The 16347-nt window shown below is 33.2% G+C and carries 22 protein-coding genes; 19 read left to right on the forward strand and 3 right to left on the reverse strand.

Annotation, left to right across the window (positions count from 1 at the left end):
• Positions 1 to 88: 88 nt before the first annotated feature.
• On the reverse strand, positions 89 to 508 hold the full coding sequence (locus ACNRYB_RS15865) for a hypothetical protein (protein ID WP_473727874.1): 420 nt from the start codon (positions 506 to 508) through the stop codon (positions 89 to 91).
• An 82-nt stretch (positions 509 to 590) separates the two neighbouring features.
• Here ACNRYB_RS15865 and ACNRYB_RS15870 point away from each other — a divergent pair, with 82 nt between their 5' ends.
• Positions 591 to 992, forward strand: a complete 402-nt coding sequence (locus tag ACNRYB_RS15870) for a glyoxalase (protein ID WP_473727875.1) — start codon at positions 591 to 593, stop codon at positions 990 to 992.
• Positions 993 to 1056: 64 nt separating this feature from the next.
• Here ACNRYB_RS15870 and ACNRYB_RS15875 read toward each other — a convergent pair whose 3' ends face one another.
• Entirely contained in the window at positions 1057 to 3033 is a 1977-nt protein-coding gene (locus ACNRYB_RS15875) for an alpha-ketoacid dehydrogenase subunit alpha/beta (RefSeq protein ID WP_473727876.1), read from the reverse strand.
• Between the two features lie 188 nt (positions 3034 to 3221).
• Here ACNRYB_RS15875 and ACNRYB_RS15880 point away from each other — a divergent pair, with 188 nt between their 5' ends.
• The 16 genes from ACNRYB_RS15880 (at position 3222) to ACNRYB_RS15955 (ending at position 14688) form a co-directional block, all read left to right on the forward strand.
• Positions 3222 to 4172 carry an isopenicillin N synthase family dioxygenase gene (locus tag ACNRYB_RS15880; protein ID WP_473727877.1) on the forward strand — a complete coding sequence of 317 codons (951 nt, stop codon included), beginning with the start codon at positions 3222 to 3224 and terminating at the stop codon, positions 4170 to 4172.
• A gap of 113 nt (positions 4173 to 4285) precedes the next feature.
• Entirely contained in the window at positions 4286 to 4618 is a 333-nt protein-coding gene (locus tag ACNRYB_RS15885) for a translation initiation factor (protein WP_473727878.1), read from the forward strand.
• A 119-nt stretch (positions 4619 to 4737) separates the two neighbouring features.
• Positions 4738 to 5610, forward strand: coding sequence for a nucleoside phosphorylase (locus tag ACNRYB_RS15890; RefSeq protein WP_129747129.1), 873 nt, complete (start codon positions 4738 to 4740; stop codon positions 5608 to 5610).
• Entirely contained in the window at positions 5607 to 5858 is a 252-nt protein-coding gene (locus ACNRYB_RS15895; protein ID WP_129747130.1) for a hypothetical protein, read from the forward strand. The genes ACNRYB_RS15890 and ACNRYB_RS15895 overlap by 4 nt, the downstream gene beginning before the upstream one ends.
• Before the next feature lie 17 nt (positions 5859 to 5875).
• Positions 5876 to 6316, forward strand: a complete 441-nt coding sequence (locus ACNRYB_RS15900; RefSeq protein ID WP_473727879.1) for a DinB family protein — start codon at positions 5876 to 5878, stop codon at positions 6314 to 6316.
• 3 nt (positions 6317 to 6319) lie between these two features.
• Positions 6320 to 6712 (forward strand): VOC family protein, encoded by a 393-nt coding sequence (locus ACNRYB_RS15905; protein ID WP_473727880.1) that lies wholly within the window; start codon positions 6320 to 6322, stop codon positions 6710 to 6712.
• Positions 6712 to 7188, forward strand: coding sequence for a DUF4265 domain-containing protein (locus ACNRYB_RS15910; RefSeq protein ID WP_343706496.1), 477 nt, complete (start codon positions 6712 to 6714; stop codon positions 7186 to 7188). Before ACNRYB_RS15905 ends, ACNRYB_RS15910 begins: the two co-directional genes overlap by 1 nt.
• Before the next feature lie 235 nt (positions 7189 to 7423).
• Complete coding sequence (locus tag ACNRYB_RS15915; protein ID WP_129747134.1) at positions 7424 to 8275, forward strand: substrate-binding domain-containing protein; 852 nt, start codon at positions 7424 to 7426, stop codon at positions 8273 to 8275.
• A gap of 19 nt (positions 8276 to 8294) precedes the next feature.
• Complete coding sequence (locus tag ACNRYB_RS15920) at positions 8295 to 9227, forward strand: transglutaminase-like domain-containing protein (protein WP_473727881.1); 933 nt, start codon at positions 8295 to 8297, stop codon at positions 9225 to 9227.
• Between the two features lie 216 nt (positions 9228 to 9443).
• Positions 9444 to 9815: a hypothetical protein gene (locus ACNRYB_RS15925; RefSeq protein WP_473727882.1), complete on the forward strand. Its 372-nt coding sequence runs from the start codon at positions 9444 to 9446 to the stop codon at positions 9813 to 9815.
• Positions 9816 to 10022: 207 nt separating this feature from the next.
• Positions 10023 to 11609 (forward strand): ribosomal protection-like ABC-F family protein, encoded by a 1587-nt coding sequence (gene abc-f, locus ACNRYB_RS15930; protein ID WP_473727883.1) that lies wholly within the window; start codon positions 10023 to 10025, stop codon positions 11607 to 11609.
• Between the two features lie 145 nt (positions 11610 to 11754).
• Positions 11755 to 12807 carry a linear amide C-N hydrolase gene (locus ACNRYB_RS15935; RefSeq protein WP_473727884.1) on the forward strand — a complete coding sequence of 351 codons (1053 nt, stop codon included), beginning with the start codon at positions 11755 to 11757 and terminating at the stop codon, positions 12805 to 12807.
• Between the two features lie 139 nt (positions 12808 to 12946).
• Complete coding sequence (locus ACNRYB_RS15940; protein ID WP_008464153.1) at positions 12947 to 13264, forward strand: ArsR/SmtB family transcription factor; 318 nt, start codon at positions 12947 to 12949, stop codon at positions 13262 to 13264.
• A gap of 3 nt (positions 13265 to 13267) precedes the next feature.
• A complete protein-coding gene (locus tag ACNRYB_RS15945) occupies positions 13268 to 13735 on the forward strand; it encodes an SRPBCC domain-containing protein (RefSeq protein ID WP_473727885.1) in 468 nt (155 codons plus the stop codon).
• A 5-nt stretch (positions 13736 to 13740) separates the two neighbouring features.
• On the forward strand, positions 13741 to 14118 hold the full coding sequence (locus tag ACNRYB_RS15950; RefSeq protein WP_473727886.1) for a DoxX family protein: 378 nt from the start codon (positions 13741 to 13743) through the stop codon (positions 14116 to 14118).
• 12 nt (positions 14119 to 14130) lie between these two features.
• Positions 14131 to 14688: a DUF4256 domain-containing protein gene (locus tag ACNRYB_RS15955; RefSeq protein WP_473727887.1), complete on the forward strand. Its 558-nt coding sequence runs from the start codon at positions 14131 to 14133 to the stop codon at positions 14686 to 14688.
• Positions 14689 to 14894: 206 nt separating this feature from the next.
• On the opposite strand, the gene ACNRYB_RS15960 is transcribed toward ACNRYB_RS15955, so the two are convergent.
• Positions 14895 to 15245: a DUF2200 domain-containing protein gene (locus tag ACNRYB_RS15960; RefSeq protein ID WP_008464157.1), complete on the reverse strand. Its 351-nt coding sequence runs from the start codon at positions 15243 to 15245 to the stop codon at positions 14895 to 14897.
• A gap of 118 nt (positions 15246 to 15363) precedes the next feature.
• Here ACNRYB_RS15960 and ACNRYB_RS15965 point away from each other — a divergent pair, with 118 nt between their 5' ends.
• Positions 15364 to 15762 carry a VOC family protein gene (locus ACNRYB_RS15965; protein WP_129747142.1) on the forward strand — a complete coding sequence of 133 codons (399 nt, stop codon included), beginning with the start codon at positions 15364 to 15366 and terminating at the stop codon, positions 15760 to 15762.
• Positions 15763 to 15814: 52 nt separating this feature from the next.
• Positions 15815 to 16345 carry a serine O-acetyltransferase gene (locus ACNRYB_RS15970; RefSeq protein ID WP_473727888.1) on the forward strand — a complete coding sequence of 177 codons (531 nt, stop codon included), beginning with the start codon at positions 15815 to 15817 and terminating at the stop codon, positions 16343 to 16345.
• Positions 16346 to 16347: the final 2 nt, after the last annotated feature.

Raw genomic sequence — 16347 nt, forward strand, 5'->3', positions numbered from 1 at the left:
GCTCCCGATAGCTATCGGGATTGCGGTAAAATACCCAAAGTAATTCAAGTTTGCAATTTGGAATTTAAAATTTGGAATTTTATAATATCTATTCCTCCTCTATTTTCTCAAAAAGAAACTCAGGATTTTGATATTCAATAGGAACTTCTGGAACGTAACATGGAAGATTAAAATAAGTTCCGATTACTCCTTTTCCTAAATAAAGCTTTCCATCTTTCTTTAAAAGTGCTAAAGGAACTCTTTTCCAAGCTCCGCCAAAAGAAATATAATGGTAATCGCCTCTCAGAGTGTCGCCTCTTAAATCGCCTCGTACATCTCCAGAATCTTTTCCGGTTCCGTAGTGGTTAATTTCATAGCGTCCGTAAAAACGTTTATTGTTTATATGGATATCCAAAATCGCTGTGTCTTTATTGTTTACAGCACGATATAATTGGTGATTGTATTTTTCTTTATCTTCTTTAGAATTGCAAGAAGCTAATAATAAGCACAGAAACAGAAATAATCGCATAATTTATTTTTAGAAAAACAAAAATAGGTTTTTACTGTGGGATTATTTCTTTAACTTTAAAGAAAACTAAAAACAAAACCCCATGGAAGATAGAGACACTTTTTTAAAAGAATTCAGAGGCGAAACTTTAGGAACCGTAAGTGCTCAATCTTCAGCAGATGAGATCTTTCAAAACCAGAGCATCAGGCCTATTTTAAAACTTCAAAACGACTTGTTCATTGCCGTTTTTATCAATTACGTAAACAAAAACAAACCTGATTTTTATTCTTATTCGGTTGAAAAGAAACTTCAGGCCATCGAAAATTCCATCCAAAAAGATATTAAATTCAGAAATTCATTAAAAGGAATCGTAATGGCGCTTTTTACTGTAGACGAATACAATACTTATATTCAAAATTCTTCTGATTTAAATAAACGAATGATGAATTTATTAATTGACCGATTGAAAAATCAAGTGCAGTTATTTGAAGTGGAAGCGAAATAATTTTAGAGCTTCTAAGTTGCTAAGATACTAAGTTTTTTTCTTAGTAACTTAGCAACTCAGCGTCTTAGTATCTTAGTAACTCTAACAAAACTTCCTCAAATCTACTTTTAGGCAAAAACTGATCTTCAAGTGCTTTTGTAAATGGAATTGGCGAATCTAAACTCGCTACGCGTTTTACAGCAGCATCTAGACATTCGAAGCAATTTTCCATAATTAAAGCCGAAATATCACTTGCGATTCCGCCAAACATAGTGTCTTCTTGATAGATTATGGCTCTTCCTGTTTTTTTAACGGAAGCAAAAATAGTTTCGGTATCTAAAGGCTGTAAAGTTCTTAAGTCAATTAAATCAGCATCAATTTCTGAATGTTGCGCTAAAGTGTCTAAAGCCCAATGAACAGTAGCTCCAAAAGCAATAATCGTTACCGATTTCCCTTCTTTTACCAAAGCCGCTTTACCTAAAGGAATGGTATAATAATCTTTAGGAACATCTTGATAAATACTGCGGTATAATAATTTATGTTCGAAGAATAAAACAGGATTTGGGTCGTTAATTGCTGTGTTCAAAAGTCCTTTTGCATCATAAGGAAATGCTGGATAAACTACCTTTAAACCTGGAGTTTTAGTAAACCAAGCCTCATTGGTTTGAGAGTGAAATGGCCCCGCCTGAGTTCCTCCGCCGCAAGGCATACGAACGACAACATCGGCTTTTTCGCCCCAACGATAATGAGATTTAGCCAAAAGATTCACAATCGGATTAAATCCTGAAGAAACAAAATCTGCAAATTGCATTTCTACAATCGCTTTATAACCATTTATAGAAAGTCCCATTCCAGTTGAAATTACGGCGCTTTCGCAGATTGGCGTGTTGCGTACTCTATCTTTTCCAAAGGCATCAACAAAACCCTCTGTAATTTTGAAAGCTCCTCCATATTCAGCAATATCCTGCCCCATAATCACAAGGTTTTTATGGCGCCACATAGACTGCTCTAAACTATTTCTAATGGCATCTATAAACCGAACATTTTCTGAATCTGAATTATGGCTATATTCCTCATATTGAAATTCTTCGTAAACATCATCTAATTCTCCGCTGTAAGTTGGTTCAATCTCAGGTTCAGCATTTGCAATTGCCCAATTTTCATCAATTTCCTGTTTGATTTCTGTATGAAATTGTTCGTCTAATTCAGCCGTTAGAATTCCATTTTCGGTCAAATATTTTCTGTAATTCGTAACAGGATCTCTCAGTTCCCATTGATCCATTAAATCCTGAGGAACGTATTTTGTACCACTCGCCTCTTCGTGCCCGCGCATTCTGAAGGTTTTAAACTCCAATAAAATCGGACGCGGATCTTCCTGCATTTCTTTCTTTAGTTGAGACAGTTTATTGTAAATTTCTACAATATTATTTCCGTCAATAATCCAGCTTTCAATTCCGTAGCCAATTCCTTTATCAGCAAGGTTTTCACAAGCATATTGTTCGTTGGTTGGCGTTGAAAGTCCGTAACCATTATTTTCAATAACAAACATTACAGGCAGTTTCCAAACGGCTGCAATATTTAGCGCTTCGTGAAAATCGCCTTCACTTGTTGCGCCTTCACCTGTAAAAACAGCGGTAATTTTTTTATTGTCTTGAAGTTTATTTGCAAGAGCGATTCCGTCAGCAATTCCTAACTGCGGACCCAAATGCGAAATCATTCCTATAAGATTGTATTCTTGCGTACCGAAGTGAAAACTTCTATCACGGCCTTTGGTAAAACCGTTTGCTTTTCCTTGCCATTGCGAGAATAAGCGATGAAGCGGAATTTCTCTAGTAGTGAAAACACCAAGATTTCGGTGCATTGGAAGTACGTATTCAGATGAATCTAAAACTGCGGTTACACCAACGGCAATAGCTTCTTGTCCTATTCCAGAAAACCATTTAGATACTTTTCCTTGTCGAATCAAGATGAGCATCTTTTCTTCGATCAGTCGGGGTTTTAATATTTTTTTGTATAAATCTAATAATTGCGCGTCAGTCAGGTTTTGGCGGTAAAAGATCATGTAATTTTTTATTTTTAGGTGTTTCAAATATAACAAATTGTTGCTGTTTTATTAGAATCTAAAATAAAATTTAACTATAAACCTGCTTTTAATGCCTGAGCTTAAGATTATTTTCTAAAATATTATCTACCTTTGTTAGCGAAAGGTGCTTATGACACCTTTTTTCTTTTAAAATAAAAATGTAAAGTATGCAAAACATTCCTAGTGTAGACTTACGTGATTTCCTTTCGGACGACCCGAAACGTAAACAAAAATTTGTAAATGAAATCGGCAGTGCATTTGAAAACATTGGCTTCGTAGCCTTAAAAGGTCATTTTCTTGATGACCAATTGGTAAACGAACTTTATGGCGAAATTAGAAACTTCTTCGCCTTGCCAATAGAAACTAAGCATAAATATGAAATTCCTGGAATCGGCGGACAAAGAGGTTATGTTTCTTTTGGAAAAGAACATGCTAAAGGACGCAAAGAAGGAGATTTAAAAGAATTTTGGCATTTTGGTCAATACGTTGACAAAGATTCAAAATGGGCTTCTGAATACCCAGACAATGTTGAAGTTACCGAATTACCACGTTTTAATGCGGTTGGTAAAGAGGCATACCAAAAATTGGAAAAAACGGGTGTTTATGTTTTAAGAGCTTTGGCTTTACATTTAGGTTTAGATGAGTTTTATTTTGATAATTATGCAAAAGAAGGAAACTCAATTTTAAGACCAATCCACTATCCTCCAATTACTTCTGAGCCAGAAAACGCCATTCGTGCGGCGGCTCACGGTGACATCAACTTAATCACATTGTTGATGGGAGCTCAAGGAAAAGGGTTACAGGTTCAAAACCACAACGGCGATTGGATTGATGCTATTGCTGAAGATGACGAATTGGTAATCAATGTTGGAGATATGTTGTCTAGACACACCAACAATAAACTAAAATCTACAATTCACCAAGTGGTAAATCCGCCAAGAGAATTGTGGGGAACTTCACGTTATTCAATTCCGTTTTTCATGCACCCAGTAAGCGATATGCGTTTAGATTGCCTTGAAAATTGCATTGATGAAGAAAACCCAAAGAAATACGAAGATATTACAGCTGGAGAGTTCTTATACGAACGTTTAGTAGAATTAGGCTTAATCAAAAAATAAGCTTAAATATTTTCTAGATATAAAAATTCCAAATTCCAAGTTTTTCTTGGGGTTTGGAATTTAATTTTTAGATATCTTTATGCTTGAAAATTTATTTTTAGAATAAAAAAAATATGGACTTAAAAGATCAATTAAAGAATCTATTTCCAGATCATGTTGAATCAAATGAGCCTGAACAAGTTGAAGAACAAGAACACGTTCTTTATGTTCAGAAAGAACCTATGATTTGTAAATTTGAAAAAAGAAAAGGAAAACCAATCACTATAATTGAAGGTTATGAAGGCTCTGATGAAGATTTTAAAATCTTAGCCAAAGAAATCAAAACCAAATTAAGCGTTGGCGGAACTTTTAAAGACGATTCAATTATAATTCAAGGCGATTACCGAGATAAAATAATGGCAATCTTAAAAGAAAAAGGATTTAAAACCAAACGTGTCGGAGGCTAAAAAGTTTCAGGTTTTAGGTTTAAAGTTTCAAGTTGTCCAAATAACTTGAAACATGAAACTTGAAACAAAAAAAAAACTTAGAACCTCAGTATCTCAGAACCTTAGCAACTTATAAAGAAATGATACAATCATCAGAATTAATACTTAATCCAGACGGGAGCGTTTACCACTTAAACCTTCGTCCTGAACATATAGCACACGACATTATTTTTGTTGGTGACCAAAACAGAGTAGAAAAAATCACTCAATTTTTCGATTCAATCGAATATTCAGCTCAAAAAAGAGAATTTAAAACCCAAACCGGTATCTATAAAGGAAAAAGAATTTCTGTGGTTTCTACAGGAATTGGGCCTGATAACATTGATATTGTGTTAAACGAATTAGATGCTTTAGTAAACATTGATTTGAAAACGCGTCAGCCAAAAGAAAAATTAACTTCTTTGAATATTATCAGAATTGGAACTTCAGGTTCTCTGCAAGAAGATATTCCAGTGGATAGTTTTGTAATGTCGAAATTTGGTTTGGGGTTAGACAATATGCTTCGCTCCTACTTAATCGACGATGTTTCTATTACAGAAATGGAAGATGCATTTGTAAAACATACCAATTGGGATCCCAAAAAAGGAAAACCTTATGTTACCCAGTGTTCAGAAAAATTAGAACAATTAATTGAATCAGATCGAATTTTTAAAGGAATTACAGCAACTGCTGGAGGATTCTACGGGCCGCAAGGAAGAGTTTTGCGTCTGAATATTCAAGATGAGGAATTAAATAACAAAATGGATAATTTTAGTTTTAACGAAACTAAAATCACTAATTTAGAAATGGAAACAGCAGCAATCTATGGACTTTCTGCCCTTTTAGGCCACAATGCTTTATCGTTGAACGCTATTATTGCTAATCGTGCTTCTGGAACTTTCAGTGCAGATCCGTACAAAGCTGTTGACGAATTGATTGCTTATACATTGAATAAATTAGCAATAAACAAATGATGATTGGTCATATCATAATGGAACCTGTAAAACGCTTTACATTAGGTATTGGTGGTTTATCCAGATGGTTATTTTTTCGATTTTTAAATGCAGCCATTGAAGAAAAGTATCCTAAAGATTTAGAATATTATTTAGATCAAAGAAATAAAATTATAGATAAAAATGGTTTTACAACAGCCGAAAAAAATGGATTTGTTGGAATGTTTTTCTGGATATTATTTATAATTTTTATAGGAAAAATTGAGTAAGAAATTTAATAAAATATATGCAAAACGCTATTCTTAAATTTGAAGAATTATTGAAGGAAAATGTGAATTATATTCCGACAATAAACAATGAAATTTTAGAAGTAAAAAATCATGGAAAATGGTCTAAAAAAGAGATTTTAGGGCATTTGGTAGATTCTGCAATTCATAATCTGGTTCGTTTTACGGAGATCAATTATGCAGAAAAACCATATCGCCACAGACCGTATAATCAAATGGATTTAGTAAATTTAAATCAGTATCAGGAAATAGACATTCAGGAACTTACGCAGTTGTGGTTTACCATAAACAAACAGATGGTAAGATTGATGAAGTCTGTTGATGAAAAGGCTTTAGATTACAAAATCATTTTGGCCGACGAATCCGAAATAGATTTAAGGTTTTTAATGACCGATTATGTTGAACATTTAGAATATCATATTAATCAAATAAGAGCATAAATTATGTTTTTGAGAGTGGCCAGACATACGAATGATTTAGAAAAAATTGAAAATTTTTATGTTGATGTACTCGGATTTGAACGCTTAGGCGGATTTGAACATCACAATAATTATGATGGCGTTTTTATAGGAAAACCTGGCTTAGACTGGCATTTTGAGTTTACTCAATCAGATGTTAAAGCCAAACATACTTTTTATGAAGACGATGTTATGGTCTTATACCCAAAAACTATTGCAGATTACGATAAATTAGTGAACAAATTAACGCAGCAAAATATTGCAGTTATACCGTCGCTGAATCCTTTCTGGAATGAAAACGGAAAAATGATTCAGGATCCAGATGGTTATAGAATCGTAATATCTCCTTTAAAAGCTGTAATTAGCGAAATTGAATAATGGAACAGGAAACTCATAAAAAAATATTATTTAAATACTATAGTGATTATCTAGATGAAGTCGTTTCTGAAACGATGTGGGCAGAAATTATCGATCTGGAGAAAGGTCTTTTCAGGTTGGATAACATTCCTTTTTTCGGACCTTTAATTGCTACAGATGACATTTTTTATGCCGAATATGATGAAACAGAAGAACGTTTTATGCATAGAAAAACGATTCAGAATTCTGGAAATTCTATTGTTCAGGTTGCTGTTTTAGAAAAAGGTTTTGATAAAGAAATTATCAGAGAAAAATTGAAAACAATTAATTGTTTATCTGAGGCATTAAATGAAACCTTTTTTGCCGTAGAAATAGCCAAAGATGTAGATTATTCCTTGGTGAGAAGCATTTTGAATGAATATGAATCACAAGACATTATAGAATTTGCAGAGCCTTGCCTTTCAGAAAAACACAGGGCAGATTTATTAAAAAACTAAAATTTAACTTAACACATAGAAACATAGATTTTATTTGAATCTGTTTAAGAGTACAGAAAAGCAAGCTTTAACACATAGCTATGTTTACTGAAATTAGTGAAACGTCTTTTTTTAAAAGTTTTAAAAACTATGTTTCTATGTGTTGAAATAACTTTGTAAAACAAATAAACTAACCAAATTTAACCATAAGATTACGCATACGCATACCAAGCAACTTAACTTAAACTTAAAATAAATGAAAACTGTCAAAATTGCGGGTGTTCCGGAACACTTCAATTTGCCATGGCATCTATGCATTGAAAATGGCGAATTTGAAGAAGAGAACATCGATTTACAATGGACAAATGTTCCCGAAGGAACCGGGAAGATGTGTCAAATGCTTCGTGACGGAGAAACAGATTTGGCTGTTATTCTAACCGAAGGAATTCTTAAAGATATTGCGGCCGGGAATCCGAGCAAAATTGTTCAGGTTTATGTGCAATCTCCTTTAATATGGGGAATTCACGTTGATGCAAAATCAGATTTTCAAACACTGAAAGACCTAAAGAACAAAAAAGCAGCGATTTCGAGAATCGGTTCGGGATCACAATTAATGGCTTATGTAAATGCAAATGAACAAGGCTGGGAAATGGATGATCTTGAATTCGAAATTGTGAATACAATTGATGGCGCTGTAGATGCTCTAACCAATAAAAAAGCAGATTATTTTATGTGGGAACGTTTTATGACGAAACCGCTTGTAGATAAAGGTGTTTTCAGACGCATTGACGACTGCCCTACTCCTTGGCCTTCATTTATCATTGTAGTACGTGATGAATTTTTAAAAAAGAATGCTAAAACAGTAGAAACGATCCTTAAAATAATAAACAAAACAACAGTCGATTTTAAAGAAATCCCAGATATAGACAAAAAGTTATCCAAACTGTTCAATCAAAAAGCAGAAGATATAAAAGAATGGCTGAAATTGACTCAATGGTCACAGAAAAATTTGACAGAAAAATCTTTTAATAAAATTCAAAATCAATTATTTGATCTGGGAATTATTGATAAAAAAAGTATTTTTGTAGAAACAGTAAAAGCATTGTAAATACTGCTTTTTGATTCGTATGATGAAATTCCCTAAAATTGACTTACCGAGATTAAAATCTAAACTACAGGTGAAATCACCGTGGGACAGGATTATTATTTCGATTTTAAGTCTTTTAATCACAATTCCGATTTTCATCATACTGCATCAAAATTTGATAGATCTGGAATGGGCATTCAATTTAGATCGTATATTCATCTTTATTTTTGTTTTTGCCACTGTATTTTTTCTTCTGATGTATCTCAGAACAATTATCATTCTGTGCGTTGCAGTTTATTTATTAATTCTGTTTTATGGATCTGTAATTGGAAATTATGGTTTTAACGAAATCTCAGAAGATTATAATTCTATGATTTACACCATGTCTGATAATCCCTATCCGCAGGATATTATTGTAGCAAAACTGCTTCCGTTTCCAAATAAAACAAAGATTATTAATGCTATAGAATACCAAAATCCGAAAGTGCGAAATTTTGCTATTATGGCAACTTCAAAGCATTTTAAAGGGATTAGAGGCTATTCAGATTATCGTACTATAATTCAGTGTTTTGCTGTTTTTAAAGAAATAAACGGCAGATGGAATTATGTAAACGATCCAAAAGACGGTGATTATATTGCAACCGCCAGCGAATCTTTAGAATATTTCTCTGGCGATTGCGATGATCACTCTATTTTGATGGCGGCAGCTGTGCGTTCCATTGGCGGAACTCCGCGTCTTATCCATACCAAAGGACATATTTATCCTGAAATATTAATTGGTTCGATGATTGATCTGGAAAAAGTCAATTATCTGATTAAGAATGTTCTCTTTGTAAAAGAGAGTTATGGTAAAAAACTGCATTACCATATAGACGAACGCGGGCAAGTTTGGATGAACCTCGATTATACCGCAAGTTATCCTGGCGGTCCATTTATGTATGAAGAAATTTTAGGAGCTTTAACCCTAAATTAGTAAGCCTCAAAAAGCCAATCAGACTAATTTTGACTTTTATTAGAGCTAGTTTATAAACAACTGGTTATCAGTAAAAGTGCAGAAAACAGAGACTTTCAGTATTAAAAGCAATTCAATTTTAGAAGTAAAAAAAATCTTTATAAATATTTGATTTCGAATATTTTAATGTCATTTTTTTTTGTAACTTTTTCCTGTTTAACTTTTAATCACAAAATCATGAAAAACTCTAAATTATTTACCCTCGTAATTGCCATTGCTGTCGTCGTATTAATTGTTTCATGCCATCTTAAAAGAGACAAGCTTGTGAATTCATGGAAAGTTACCGGTGTAGAAGCAAAAGAACCTGTTTCTGATTCTGTAAAAAACGCGATTTTAACCAATGGGATGCTCACTTTTACAGAAGATGGCCATGTAACAGGATACTTGCTTCGTGAAATCACAGATGGAACTTACGCATTAACGCAAAAAGGTAAAAAACTGGTTATAAAAGACGAAGTTGGAACTCCTTATGTTTGTGAAAGTACTATAACAGAAGATAAACTGGTTTTAGATCTCAAAGAAGCCAAACTAACATTTGATAAAATTTAAACGGAGAATTGTCTCCTAATTCAATACAAAAAACCATTCGCTACAATTGTAAAGAATGGTTTTTTGATTTTTAAAGCTAAAATAAATATCTTTGCACTTCTTTAAATAAGCATCGCTCTATGTGAAAAATAATTTCTTTCAGGAAAATGTAGTAGGCAACCGCTCTTTTGTGGCTGCTAGATTATTTATCTATAAAAGAAAGGAATTATGCTTATTCTTCAAAATATCTCCTATCAGCATGAGAATAAAGACATGCTGTTTCAAAACATTAGTTTTACACTAAATCATCACGATAAAACCGCTTTGGTCGGGAATAATGGTGTTGGAAAATCTACCTTATTAAAAATTATTGCAGGTCAACTACAGTCTTTTTCAGGGCAGATCATTCATAATTCAAAACCTTATTTTGTTCCGCAGCTATTCGGACAATTTAACGATTTAACTATTGCAGAAGCCTTACAAATAAAGGAAAAAATAACTTCACTTAAAGAAATACTTGAAGGTATCGTAACCGAAGAAAATCTTCAGTTTCTCAATGATGACTGGACAATCGAGGAACGCTGTAACGAAGCTCTAGCGTATTGGCAACTCCATGATTTGGATTTGAACCAAAAAATGGAAACTTTAAGCGGAGGTCAGAAAACAAAAGTCTTTTTGGCTGGAATTATGATTCATGAACCCGATCTAGTTTTGTTAGATGAACCAAGCAATCATTTAGATTTTGCTGGCAGAACATTATTGTATGATTTCATAAAATCTACTTCTAGTACACTTTTAGTAGTTAGTCATGACAGAACACTGCTTAATCTTTTGAATAAGACTTTAGAAATGACAAAAAATGAAGTTTCAGTCTATGGCGGCAATTATGATTTTTATAGCGAACAGAAGAAAATTGAACATAATGCTTTAGAACAAGATGTTCAGAGCAAAGAAAAGGCATTGAAAAAAGCTAAGGAAAAAGAAAGAGAAACTATTGAACGCCAAAATAAACTAGATTCTAGAGGAAAAAAGAAACAGGAAAAATCGGGTGTTGCCAGAATTATGATGAATACACTTCGAAATAAAGCTGAAAATAGCAGTTCTAAACTGAAAGATGTTCATGCGGAAAAAATCAGCGGAATTTCAGAAGATTTGAGACAGTTGCGTTCGTCTCTTCCTGCTATAGATCAGATGAAGTTTGGATTTGAAAACAATTCTTTTCTTAAAGGAAAAACTCTTTTTAAGGCTTCTGATGTTAATTATGCTTATACAGATCAATTTCTTTGGAAAGAAAATTTCAATTTTGAAATTCTTTCTGGAGAACGCCTTGCCATAAAAGGATTGAATGGTTCTGGAAAAACAACTTTAATCAAAATTATTCTTGGAGAATTGATTCCAACGCAAGGTCAAGCCACTTTATTAGCAAAAAAAGCAATTTATATTGATCAGGATTATTCATTATTGAATCAGAATCTTAAAATTTATGAACAAGCTCAGGCTTTTAATGACTGCGGTTTAGAAGAGCATGAAATAAAAATGAGATTAAATCGCTTTCTTTTTTCTAGAAATGATTGGGATAAACCTTGCAGTGCATTAAGCGGAGGCGAAAGAATGCGTTTGATGCTGTGCTGTCTGACTATTAGCAATGAATCGCCTGAAATTATCATTCTCGACGAGCCAACCAATAATCTTGACATTCAAAACATTGAAATATTAACTGCCGCAATTAATGAATATAGAGGAACTTTGATTGTGATTTCACACGATCAATCATTTTTGGAGCAAATCAATATAGAGAAAAGCATTTCGCTTTAAAATAAAAACTATTAGCGCTGAGAATTATCTTGGCGCTTTTCTTTTAGTATTGGTTTCATTTACAAATAATTAAAATAAAAATTCCGTAAATTGCAGTAAAAACTGATAAATTCAAGTCGCATGTTTAATTAAAATCCAAAATTTTATGAAACCAAAAAACAGAATTTTTCCTGCCCTACTTGCTTTTACATTATTAATAACCGAAACTGTACTTCCTTGCACAAGGATAGTTTACGAAGGCTTAAACGGAACAATTATTACTGCACGATCGATGGATTGGAAAGGTGAAATTCCGGCTAATTTATGGATTTTCCCGCGTGGAATTGAAAGATCTGGTGAAGTTGGAACCAGTTCGATTAAATGGAAATCTAAATACGGAAGCGTTATTACCAGTTCTTGGGACATTGCTTCTTCTGATGGTATGAACGAAAAAGGACTTGTGGGCAATCTTTTGTGGTTGGTAGAATCGCAATATCCTCCGTTTGAAAAGAATGGAAAAGTAAAAGGTCTGGCTGTTTCTTTATGGCTTCAATATGTTTTAGATAATTTTTCTACTGTTGCAGAAACAGTTGCGGCTCTTGGTAAGAATGATTTTGTAATAACCTCTTCACATATTCCGGGAACGAATATTTATGCTACAGTGCATCTTTCTATTTCTGATTCTACTGGAGATAATGCTATTTTTGAATATATAAACGGAAAGTTGGTTATTCATCATGATAGAAAATATGTAGCCATGACCAATTCTCCTATTTTTGAGCAGCAATTAGCCATCAATGCGTATTGGAAAGGAATTCCAGGCACAATTATGCTTCCGGGAACCAATCGTGCCGCAGATCGCTTTGTACGAGCTTCTTATTATATTGATGCTATTCCGAAGACAGATAATATCAGAACAGCTTTATCTAGTGTTTTTGGTGTCATTAGAAACTGTTCTGTTCCTTTAGGAATTTCGTCAGAAACTGAACCAAACATCTCCTCTACCCGCTGGAGAACGGTTGCCGACCAAAAAAATCTAGTGTATTATTTTGATAATGTTTTAAATCCGAATGTAATTTGGGTTGAATTCAGTAAAATTGATTTTAGTGAAAAAGGAAAAATCAAAAAATTAAGTTTAGCAAATAATGAGAATTATTCAGGTGACTCTTTGATTAATTTCAAGGAAACAAAGCCTTTTCAGTTTGCTGGATTAGATTAAAAAACACTTTTTCTAAGTAAAACAAACACCATAAAACCTTCAAATTGAAAAGTTTGAAGGTTTTCTTTTTGAAAAAAAATTGAAAAAAATATTGCGCAGTCAAATGACTTCATTATATTTGCAGTCAAATAACTGCATAATGGAAATTAGAAGAGATGTTTTTCAAGCCATAGCCGATCCTACCCGAAGAGCTATTTTAAGTTTAGTTGCCATTCAGGCTATGACGCCTGGGGCAATTGCCGAGAATTTTAATTCGTCAAGACAGACTATTTCAAAACATATTCAGATTTTGAACGAATGTGAACTATTACACCAGACACAAAACGGAAGAGAAATTTATTATCATTTAAATCCAGAAAAAATGAAAGAAATTGACAAGTTCATCGAACCATTCAGAAAAATGTGGGACGATCGTTTTAATAAGTTAGAATCAATTATGAAAAACTATAAAAAATAAACCATGGAAAAGAAAACAAAAATTCACGCCGAAGATGACAGATTGGATCTTGTGATTACAAGAGAATTTGATCTGCCAGTAGAATTATTATTTAAAGCTCATACCGAATCTGAAATTGTAGCGCAATGGATGGGGACAAAAGTCTTGAAACTGGAAAGCAAAAAATACGGCGGATGGGAGTATGAAACCAGCGATCCTAACGGAAATATAGTTTTTAGAGCTAATGGTGTTTTTCATGATTTTGTTCCGAATGAAAAAATAGTGCGCACTTTTGAAATGGATAACGCCAATTTTGCACCTCAATTAGAATTTTTAGAGTTTGAAAAATTATCTGATGATACCAGCAAATTGACCATGCAGATTATTTACAAATCTATCGAACATAGAACAACGCAGTTAAAATTGCCATTTGCACAAGGATTAAATATGGCACACAACCGATTGGAAGAAATTGTAACTAAACTAAAATAAGAATCATGAGCAAAAGAAATAAGATTATCTATTGGGTTGCCACTTTATGGCTGGCTTTAGGAATGACATCAACAGGAATCGTACAGCTTATTCCTCTCAAAGAAGAAGCAGAAATGATACAGCATTTAGGATATCCGCTTTATTTTTTAACTCTTTTGGGCGTTTGGAAGCTTTTGGGAGTAATTGCAATCCTGATTCCGAAATTCGGTTTATTGAAAGAATGGGCTTATGCAGGTTTCTTTTTTGCCATGTCTGGAGCTGTGGTTTCACATTTGGCTATAAAAGATGACGCGTCAGCACTTTTTGGACCAATATTGCTAATTGTTCTAACAGTTGTTTCTTGGTATTTCAGACCAGAAACAAGAAGATGCAGTTCTAATTAAAACCTTAAGAAAATGAAAAAGCAACTTACTATAAACGAGCAAGACGAATTATTAACCATACTCGAAAAACGTTTTGAAAAGAATAAAAACCGTCACGAAAATCTAGATTGGGCAAAAATTGAAGCTAAACTAAAAGCTAATCCATTAAAACTATGGTCTCTTGACGAGATGGAAAGAACTGAAGGTGAGCCTGACGTAGTTGGATATGATGCTAAAACTGACGAATATCTTTTTGTGGATTGTTCTGCTGAAAGTCCGAAAGGGCGCAGAAGTGTTTGTTATGATCATGAAGCGCTGGAAAAAAGAAAAGAGCATAAACCAGCTGACAGCGCTATAAATATGGCGGAACAAATGGGAATTGAAATCTTAAACGAAGAGCAATATAAAGAGCTGCAAAAATTAGGAAAATTTGATACTAAAACTTCAAGCTGGATTTTAACTCCGTCAGAGATTAGGAAATTAGGTGGTGCGATTTTCTCAGATTTCAGATATAATACCGTTTTTGTTTATCATAATGGAGCAGAATCGTATTATGCTGCGAGAGGATTTCGCGGTTTATTAAGAGTTTAAAAGAATTCGTTCCGTTAGGAATGTTTCATCGGTAGAACTAAATTGATTTAGAGAGTACGTTCCGTAGCAACGTTTGATTTTTTGATATGCTATTTTCATAAAATCAGGTGTCCCTACAGGACACAATGTAGACGCTATTTTCCTTTTCTACCTATGAGATATTCCTACGGAATATATTTTGTATAGTTGTATTCTGATCAGCTTTTTTATTCTCTTAAAATCTTTTCCATCTTTCGTCCTTTGGCGATTTCATCAATTAATTTGTCTAGATATCGCATTTTTTGAATTAAAGGATCTTCAATCTCTTCTACACGATAACCACAGATTACGCCAGTAATTTTAGAAGCATTCGGATTGATTTCTGGAGCTTCAGCAAAGAATGTTTGAAAGTCCACTTTCTTTTCAATCTGCTCTTTAATTTGTTCGTCGCTATATCCTGTAAGCCATTTTATTACCGTATCTAATTCTTCTTTAGTTCTTCCTTTTTTTTCAACTTTTTGAATGTATAAAGGATATACGCTAGAAAATAGGATTTTGTAGATTCTTTCCGTTTTCATTTAGTTTGATTTAAGTCGAAATACGTTTATGTAAATATAATTCAAAAGCAAACAGAATAAAAATGCAAGCAATATTTAATATCTTAGATTCTCGAAAAATAACCTTAAAAACTTTCTTATGGAAAACAATTCAAACGATACAACACCAAAAGTGACTGGACTTGGCGGTATTTTCTTTTTTATGGATAATCCAAAAGAAACTAAAGAATGGTATGCTAAAAATTTAGGATTAGAAATCAATGAATGGGGTTCTTCAAGTTTCGAATCTAGAAATATGGATAATCCAGAACAGATAGAATCTACGCAATGGTGTCCTTTTAAGAAAGGAGATGAATATTTTTCTCCGTCTAAAAAAGAATTTATGATAAACTACCGTGTTCAGAATATTGAAGGTCTTGTAGAAAAACTGAAAGCAAACGGAGTTACGGTTCTCGACAATATCGAAACGTACGAATATGGTAAGTTTGTACACATTATGGATACGGAAGGCAATAAAATTGAACTTTGGGAACCTTAAATTGAGTTATGAGTTATGAATTATGAGTTATTGCTAAACGTTTAAAAACAATATGTTTAATACATTAGTTAAAATCAATTGCCATTCAAAAAATAGTCTTTTAAAATACATTGCGGGCAATTTATTAGAGAAATTATACTGCTGTGAAATAAACTGTGCAGAAATGGATAAAACCGTTTTGTTTGCGCATCATGGGCGCGGATGCACCATCGTAGCATCTAAAATCTGCGAAAATGTGGTTATTTTTCAAAATGTTTCTATTGGAGCCAATTTGAAGTACAATAAAATTACGAATGAATGGGAAAACGTCGGAAATCCAATTATTGCTAAAAATGTGATTATTGCCGATGGCGCCAAAATTTTAGGGCCAATAGTTATTGGAGAAAATTCGGTAATTGGCGCGGGAGCTATTATAACCAAAAGTATTCCGGCGAATAGTGTAGCTTATGGCGTAAATCAATTTAAGCCAAAAGATGAAAATTATGATTTCATATTTAACTCAAATATGATTAATCCTCAGAAAATTATTGAAGCAAATAAAAAATTAGTTGCAGTGTTTAATGCGCAAAATAAAACTTCTTAAAA

The sequence above is a fragment of the Flavobacterium sp. CR10 genome (genome assembly GCF_055814415.1).